General features: G+C 47.6%; 5 protein-coding genes. 4 read left to right on the forward strand and 1 reads right to left on the reverse strand.

Annotation, left to right across the window (positions count from 1 at the left end; all coding sequences use genetic code 11):
* The first annotated feature begins 486 nt into the window (after nt 1–486).
* From pcrB to J7I80_RS06955, 4 genes are all read left to right on the forward strand, one after another.
* Nucleotides 487–1,173, forward strand: coding sequence for a heptaprenylglyceryl phosphate synthase (gene pcrB, locus J7I80_RS06940; RefSeq protein ID WP_214736952.1), 687 nt, complete (start codon nt 487–489; stop codon nt 1,171–1,173).
* Between the two features lie 50 nt (nt 1,174–1,223).
* Nucleotides 1,224–3,491 carry a DNA helicase PcrA gene (gene pcrA / locus J7I80_RS06945; protein WP_251027646.1) on the forward strand — a complete coding sequence of 756 codons (2,268 nt, stop codon included), beginning with the start codon at nt 1,224–1,226 and terminating at the stop codon, nt 3,489–3,491.
* Nucleotides 3,492–3,639: 148 nt separating this feature from the next.
* Nucleotides 3,640–5,646 carry an NAD-dependent DNA ligase LigA gene (gene ligA, locus J7I80_RS06950; protein ID WP_214736956.1) on the forward strand — a complete coding sequence of 669 codons (2,007 nt, stop codon included), beginning with the start codon at nt 3,640–3,642 and terminating at the stop codon, nt 5,644–5,646.
* Nucleotides 5,647–5,660: 14 nt separating this feature from the next.
* Nucleotides 5,661–6,878: a CamS family sex pheromone protein gene (locus J7I80_RS06955; protein ID WP_214736958.1), complete on the forward strand. Its 1,218-nt coding sequence runs from the start codon at nt 5,661–5,663 to the stop codon at nt 6,876–6,878.
* A 33-nt stretch (nt 6,879–6,911) separates the two neighbouring features.
* On the opposite strand, the gene J7I80_RS06960 is transcribed toward J7I80_RS06955, so the two are convergent.
* On the reverse strand, nt 6,912–7,370 hold the full coding sequence (locus J7I80_RS06960) for a DinB family protein (protein ID WP_214736960.1): 459 nt from the start codon (nt 7,368–7,370) through the stop codon (nt 6,912–6,914).
* Nucleotides 7,371–7,580: the final 210 nt, after the last annotated feature.

A 7,580-nucleotide genomic window follows, 5' to 3' on the forward strand; every position in this document is an offset into this window, starting at 1 on the left:
TAAAATCCTTTAAAGAACTTGCCGGCAAGGAAAATAAAGGATAAAACAGAAAAAGCAGCTCAGGCTGCTTTTGGTATCTTTATAATACAGTAAAAACTATTACACTTAGAACAGTGTCTAGCTCCAGCGCCTAGCCCCTCGAGTCGCTTGTCTAGTGTCGCCTCCTGGAAACTCCGAAACTTCAACTCCGCCGGCAGAAGAAAGAGCGCTTCTTTGTCGGAGTCTCCAGTTTCTGTGTTTCTGGACAGTCGGCTATACTTTTCGATTTCGGTCTGCCCAATGAAGTCAAAGAACGACTTCACCGGTCGGCCCTCAAAGGCACAGGATATGCAAACCCGCCAGCCACACGATGTGGCGTTTTAGGCGGGCAGCGCTTGTCGGGGCTGACCAAGGCGCTTGCGCTTTTCTCACATGTTTCCTTTTTTATATATACACAACAAATGCTATAATGGTGGAATGGATAGATAGAATGGGGGCAATTCAAGGATGTACGATGTTCGCGAGTGGAGACATGTGTTCAAGCTCGATCCAAATAAAGAGATAACTGATGAAGAATTAGATAGAATTTGCGAGTCTGGAACCGACGCGATCATGGTGGGAGGGACGGATGGAGTCACTCTTGAAGGAGTCCTTGATTTGATGTCCCGAGTCCGCCGCTACACGGTTCCATGCATTCTCGAGGTTTCGAAGATTGATTCAATCACACCGGGATTCGATTTTTATTTTATCCCGACGGTGCTGAATAGCCGCAATCCACAGTGGATCACCGGCCTGCACCATGAAGCGGTCAAGGAGTATGGCGACCTGATGGATTGGGACGAGCTGAAAATGGAAGGCTATTGCATCCTGAATCCGGATTGCAAGGCGGCTAAGCTGACTGATGCGAAGACGGAGCTTTCGATTGATGATGTACGGGCATACGCGATGATGGCGGAAAAAATGTTCAGCCTGCCGATTTTCTATTTGGAATACAGCGGGGCATATGGCAATCCTGAGTATGTGGAAGCAGCCAAAGGCGTCCTCGCAAAAACGGTTCTCTTTTACGGTGGCGGAATTGAAACAGCGCAGCAGGCAGAAGAAATGAGCAGGCACTCCGATGTCATCGTCGTTGGAAATGTAGTATACAGCAACCTTGATGAGGCATTGAAGACCGTAGCAGCAGCAAAGAAATAACGAAGTTGTATATAAGGATTTTATGAGATAAAATAAGAACAAATGTTTGTATGGTGGTGACGAGTGTGCAATTTTTAACGGATAAATTATTGAATGGCTTGAACCCGGAGCAGCAGAAGGCTGTCAAGGCAGTGGATGGGCCTTTGCTATTGATGGCAGGGGCGGGCTCTGGTAAAACAAGAGTCCTGACACACAGAATTGCGTATTTAATGGTGGAAAAAGGGGTAAACCCTTATAACATCCTTGCGATTACGTTTACGAATAAAGCAGCGCGTGAAATGCGTGAGAGGATCCAGAAGATGATGGGCGGAGCGGCAGACGATATCTGGATTTCGACGTTCCACTCGATGTGTGTGCGCATTTTGAGAAGGGACATCGACCGTCTTGGCTATAATCGAAACTTCACGATCCTTGACTCGACTGACCAGCAGTCTGTCATCAAGTCGATTTTGAAGGACAAGAATATGGATCCGAAAAAGTATGATCCTCGTGCGATCCTTGGAACAATCAGCTCGGCGAAGAACGAATTGATTACTCCTGAAGAATATGCGAAGACGGCGGGGGATTATTTTTCCCAGAAGGTCAGCGATGTATATACGGAGTACCAGCGCAGGCTGCGCAAAAATAACGCGCTTGATTTCGATGACCTGATCATGACGACGATCACGCTGTTCATCCGCGTGCCGGAAGTGCTGGAGTACTACCAGCGCAAGTTCCAGTACATCCATGTCGATGAGTACCAGGATACGAACAGGGCACAATACATGCTGGTAAAATTGCTCGCGCAACGTTTCCAGAACCTATGTGTTGTCGGTGACTCTGACCAGTCGATCTATCGTTGGCGCGGTGCTGATATCACGAACATCCTTTCATTTGAAAAGGACTACCCAAGGGCAAGTGTCATTTTGCTAGAGCAGAACTACCGCTCGACAAAGAAGATTTTGCTGGCGGCGAATATGGTCATCCAGAACAACATGAACCGCAAGCCGAAAAACCTTTGGACAGAGAACCCAGAGGGTAACAAAATCATGTACTATCGCGCGGACAGCGAACAGGGCGAGGCGCAGTTTGTCATCGGCAAAATCCAGGAGCAGCTTCGCAATGGCCGCAAGCTGTCTGATATCGCGATTCTTTACCGTACGAACGCCCAGTCCCGTGTAATCGAGGAATCTTTCCTGAAGTCGAACATCGATTACTCCATCGTCGGCGGCATCAAATTCTATGACAGGAAGGAAATCAAGGATATCCTTGCCTACCTTCGCTTGATTTCGAACCCTGATGATGATATCAGTTTGCAGAGGATCATCAATGTTCCGAAGCGTGCGATTGGTTCAACCTCGATTGATAAAATCGCCAACTTCGCGGCAATGCATGATTTGTCGATGTTCCAGGCATTGGAGACAATTGAAATGATCGGCCTGAGCCCGAAAGCGGAAAAAGCTGCGGCAGAATTCCGCAACCTGGTCAGCAATTACACTCACCAGCAGGAATATCTGTCCGTGACGGAGCTTGTGGAGGAAGTCCTTGATAAAACAGGCTATCGTGACATGCTGAAAGCTGAAAAATCGCTGGAGTCACAGAGCCGACTTGAAAACATAGATGAATTTTTAACCGTAACAAAAAGCTTTGAAGAAAGCAGTGAAGACAAGAGTCTGGTCGCATTCCTGACAGATTTGGCACTTGTCGCTGATATCGACCGCCTGGATGATGACGGCGAGAAAAAAACAGACTTCGTCACATTGATGACACTGCACTCAGCCAAGGGATTAGAGTTCCCAGTTGTGTTCCTGATCGGAATGGAAGAGGGAGTATTCCCGCACAGCCGCTCCTTGATGGAAGAGGATGAGATGGAGGAAGAACGCCGTCTTGCCTATGTGGGCATCACTCGTGCCGAAGAAGAATTATTCATCACGAATGCACAGATGCGCACGCTGTTTGGCCGTACGAATATGAACCCGGAATCACGGTTCATTAAGGAAATACCGGCTGATTTAGTTGAAGACGCCGTTCCGAAAGTGAGAAGGCCTGCACCAACAAGCGGCGGCAGACCTGCTCCTGCAAGTGGAGGCAGATCTGCGGCTTCAGCAAGACCGTCCATGCCAACTCGCGGTGCTGTCTCCCGTCCGGTTGCAGCTGCAAGCGGCGGCGAAGGCCTCGATTGGAAGGTTGGCGACAAAGCGCAGCATGGCAAGTGGGGAACAGGAACTGTTGTCAGCGTAAAAGGATCAGGAGAAGGCACAGAACTTGATATCGCCTTCCCAAGCCCAACAGGCATCAAACGTCTGCTGGCTAAGTTCGCACCGATTACAAAGGCTTAAACAATTTTTTATAACACATTGAATACTGTCTAGCTCCAGCGCTTGGTCCCCTAGGTCATAAGCCGGTCACCTGCTTTCTAGCTGTCCGTCTTATACTTGTCTGCTGATCAAGGCGCTTGCGCTTTTCGGTTGTGAAAGGGCTGGATTTATGGATTTTCAGAGCGCTGAGAGAAAAGCCAAGGATTTGCAAAATCTGCTTAATCAATATAGTTATGAATATCATGTTCTTGACCAGCCGTCGGTTCCGGATGCGGAGTATGACAGGCTTTTGAGGGAACTGATTGAAATCGAGGAGCAATTCCCTGAACTGCAGACTCCCGACTCTCCTACACAGCGTGTTGGCGGCGAGATTTTAACGATGTTCAACAAGGTGCAGCATGCGATTCCGATGCTGAGCCTGGGAAATGCCTTCGATGAGCAGGACCTGCGCGATTTTGACCGCCGTGTCCGCCAGGGTGTTGGCGAAGATATTGCATATGTATGCGAACTGAAGATTGATGGTCTGGCAGTATCGCTTATTTATGAGGACGGCCTGCTTGTCAGAGGTGCGACCCGTGGCGATGGAACGACTGGTGAGGATATTACGTCTAACCTGAAGACGATCCGTTCTTTGCCAATCCGCCTGAAGGAACCTGTTTCACTCGAAGTCCGCGGTGAGGCGTTCATGCCGAAGAAATCATTCGAAGCATTGAACAAGGCAAGGAAAGAGCGCGATGAAGAGCCTTTCGCTAATCCGCGTAATGCGGCCGCTGGCTCCCTTCGCCAGCTTGATCCTAAAATCGCGGCGTCAAGGAATCTGGATGTATTCCTCTATGGTATTGCAAATGTCGGTGATACCGGCATCCGCGCACATAGCGAGGGACTGGATTATCTGGAGAAGCTCGGATTCAAAACCAATAAAGAGCGCCGGAAGGTCGACAGCATTGAAGGTGTCATCGAGTATGTGAACAGCTGGGTCGAAAAGCGCCCGGACTTGCCATACGATATTGATGGGATTGTAATCAAGGTTGATTCACTCGACCAGCAGGCTGAGCTTGGAACGACGGCGAAGAGTCCGCGCTGGGCGGTCGCCTATAAGTTCCCTGCCGAGGAAGTCGTAACGACTTTGAAGGAGATTGAATTGAGCGTTGGCCGCACAGGTGTCGTTACGCCAACCGCCATTCTTGAGCCAGTCCAGGTAGCTGGTACAACAGTTGGCCGTGCTTCCTTGCACAATGAAGACTTGATCCGGGAAAAAGATATTAAAATCGGTGATAAAGTCGTCATTAAAAAAGCAGGAGATATTATCCCTGAAGTTGTCAATGTCCTTGCCGAGCAGCGCACAGGGAATGAAGTCGAGTTCCACATGCCTACAGAATGCCCTGAATGCGGCAGCGAGCTTGTCAGGATTGAAGGCGAAGTCGCACTTCGCTGCATCAATCCGAAATGTCCTGCACAAATCAGGGAAGGCTTGATCCACTTCGTTTCCCGCGATGCGATGAATATCGACGGACTCGGAGAGAGAGTGGTCAGCCAGTTGTTTGCACAAGAGCTGATCAAGGATGTAGCCGACATTTATAAGCTGACACGCGAGCAGCTTCTGGCTCTTGAGCGAATGGGCGAGAAGTCTGTCAATAATTTGCTGTCAGCAATCGAAGCGACGAAGGATAATTCACTGGAAAAGCTATTGTTCGGACTCGGTATCCGTCTAGTTGGGGCAAAAGCCGCAAAGACTTTGGCTCAGGAATTTGAAACAATGGATCACCTGATGAAGGCAACGAAAGAAGAATTGACGGCTATCAATGAAATCGGCGACAAAATGGCCGACTCCATCGTCACTTATTTTGGCAACGATGAAGTGAAGGAACTGGTTTCCGAGTTGAAGGCTGTCGGCGTCAATATGGAATACAAAGGACCTAAGAAGGTTACCGCTGAAGAATCGGATTCATTTTTTGCCGGTAAAACAATCGTGTTGACCGGGAAGCTTGAGCAAATGGGCCGAAACGAAGCAAAAGAAAAAATCGAGGCGCTCGGCGGCAATGTAGCCGGCAGCGTCAGCAAGAAAACAGATTTACTCATTGCCGGAGAAGACGCAGGTTCAAAGCTGACAAAAGCAGAAAGCCTGGGGATTGAAGTGTGGAACGAGGAGAGAATGCTTGAAGAATTAAATAAATAAGAGGTGTACACGCCATGAGGAAGCTCTCAATGGTCGCTCTATCTCTTGTCCTTTTGCTGACGGCCTGTGCCCCTAATTTTCAAAAGCAGGAAGAGGTCGTCCAGGAGAAGGATGATGAAACAAAGGAAAAAGCGATTATACCGAAATATAAAATTTCGGACAAATACTACCGTACCATTATGCCGTTCGAGCCTGGGGAAGCTCGCGGCATGGTCGTCAACAATCTGAATACGCGTTATGATATCACCGAGTTCGAGACCGGACTGATGAGGGTTGCCCAAAACTCTTTTCCGACAGACAAGTATGTCTTTAAAGAAGGCCAGTATCTCGACAGCAGTACCGTAGCATCCTGGCTGGAACGCGAAATGACTCCGGCTCAGGTTGAGGCCAAGGAAAAAGAATTGAAGGCTAAGGCAAAAAAAGAAAATAGTGATAAAAAGATCACGGTAAAAAACCTGGGCCTGAATCCTGCCAATCCGGGCAATGGCGATGCCCATGAACAGAATAAAACGAATCCTATTTATCTAGCACATATCCTGGAGCATAACTATCTCGTCCAATCAGGGGAAAAGGATACGTATCAGCTTGGCGGCATCGCCATTGGACTGGCACTGAATTCCGTCCACTATTATCAAGAGGTTGAATTTGGGGCAGTATTTGAGAAAAATATTTCCCGATCTGTTCTTGAAGCTGAAGGGAAGAAAATTGCCCAGGAAGTCATCAACAGAATAAGAGGAATCGACGAACTTAAAAACGTCCCGATTACGATTGGATTGTTTGAACAGGAAAGCCGATCTTCTGTTGTTCCTGGCAACTTTTTCACCTATGCAGAAGTTTCCCAGGGCAGCAACAATATCGGAAGCTGGAAGGATGTAAAAGAAGAATACATCCTGTTTCCGTCAGATAAAGCCGAAAAGGACCACCGGGATGACCTGACATTCTTCCAGAACTTCAAGCAGGATGTTGAGGAATATTTCCCTAACTTCAACGGCGTCATCGGCAAAGGCTTTTATCTGGATGGCCAGCTTCAGGAAATAAACATCGAAATACCGATCCAGTTCTACGGCGAAGCCGAGGCGATTGGTTTCACCCAGTATGTAACGGGACTGGTCATGGAGCACTTTCCTAACTATATTTCCGTACAGGTGAGCGTATCATCCGTACTGGGACAGGAAGCCTTGATCGTGAAAAAACCTGATCAGGACGAACCATTTGTGCATATTTATCAGTAAGTTAAAGCAAAGAGCGGAAGTGCTCTTTGCTTTTTATATGCATTTTTTAATATCAAGGATTGTCTGTAAATGCATGCCTTCATGGAAAATCGTCCGGACCAGGACTTGTTCGATTGTATGCATGCCCATCTCGGTTGGAGGGAATTCATCTTCCAATCGGTCACCATAGGATTCTTTTATTCTAGCAGGCTGTGTTTCTAGCAACTCTTTTAAGTCACTGACGGTTGGTGTTTCCTCGGTAAAATTGGCGGGAGAGGTGCCGTAGCCAAACCATGTTTTAAACTCCTCCGGGACATCTGCCGGTTCCTTGGTGACCGCCTGAATCCATAAATATTGATCAAGGTAAATATGCCCAAGGTTCCAGCGGATATTATTGTTGAAGCCAGCAGGAATTTTCTCCACATCCTCATCAGAAACCGTATCTAGCACGCCTAAAATCTCGCTGCGATAGGATTCCAGCTGATTGAACAACACTTCATGGCGTTTTTTCATGTAAAATTGCTCCCTTTTTTGGATGATAGATAAATATTCGCTAGATTGCGGGGATTCCCTGCTGATAAGTAGTGTGATTTTATTGCGCTGAACATTTTATTGGCGAAAAAATGATTAATTCGACCACATTTCTAATTAATTCGACCACATTCGGTCTGACCCCTTAATTCTTGACAATTACTTTAAATATCTCATTCAGTCTTAGTTTTT

It is taken from the genome of Bacillus sp. ISL-41, assembly GCF_018613235.1.
In the GTDB taxonomy this organism is placed as follows: domain Bacteria; phylum Bacillota; class Bacilli; order Bacillales; family Cytobacillaceae; genus Mesobacillus.

What these genes read in the sequence shown, in the direction of transcription:
- pcrA (WP_251027646.1), top strand. Translation starts at nt 1,224, where the DNA reads ATGGTGGTGACGAGTGTGCAATTTTTAACGGATAAATTATTGAATGGC.
- ligA (WP_214736956.1), top strand. Translation starts at nt 3,640, where the DNA reads ATGGATTTTCAGAGCGCTGAGAGAAAAGCCAAGGATTTGCAAAATCTG.
- J7I80_RS06960 (WP_214736960.1), bottom strand. Translation starts at nt 7,370, where the DNA reads ATGAAAAAACGCCATGAAGTGTTGTTCAATCAGCTGGAATCCTATCGC.
- J7I80_RS06955 (WP_214736958.1), top strand. Translation starts at nt 5,661, where the DNA reads ATGAGGAAGCTCTCAATGGTCGCTCTATCTCTTGTCCTTTTGCTGACG.
- pcrB (WP_214736952.1), top strand. Translation starts at nt 487, where the DNA reads ATGTACGATGTTCGCGAGTGGAGACATGTGTTCAAGCTCGATCCAAAT.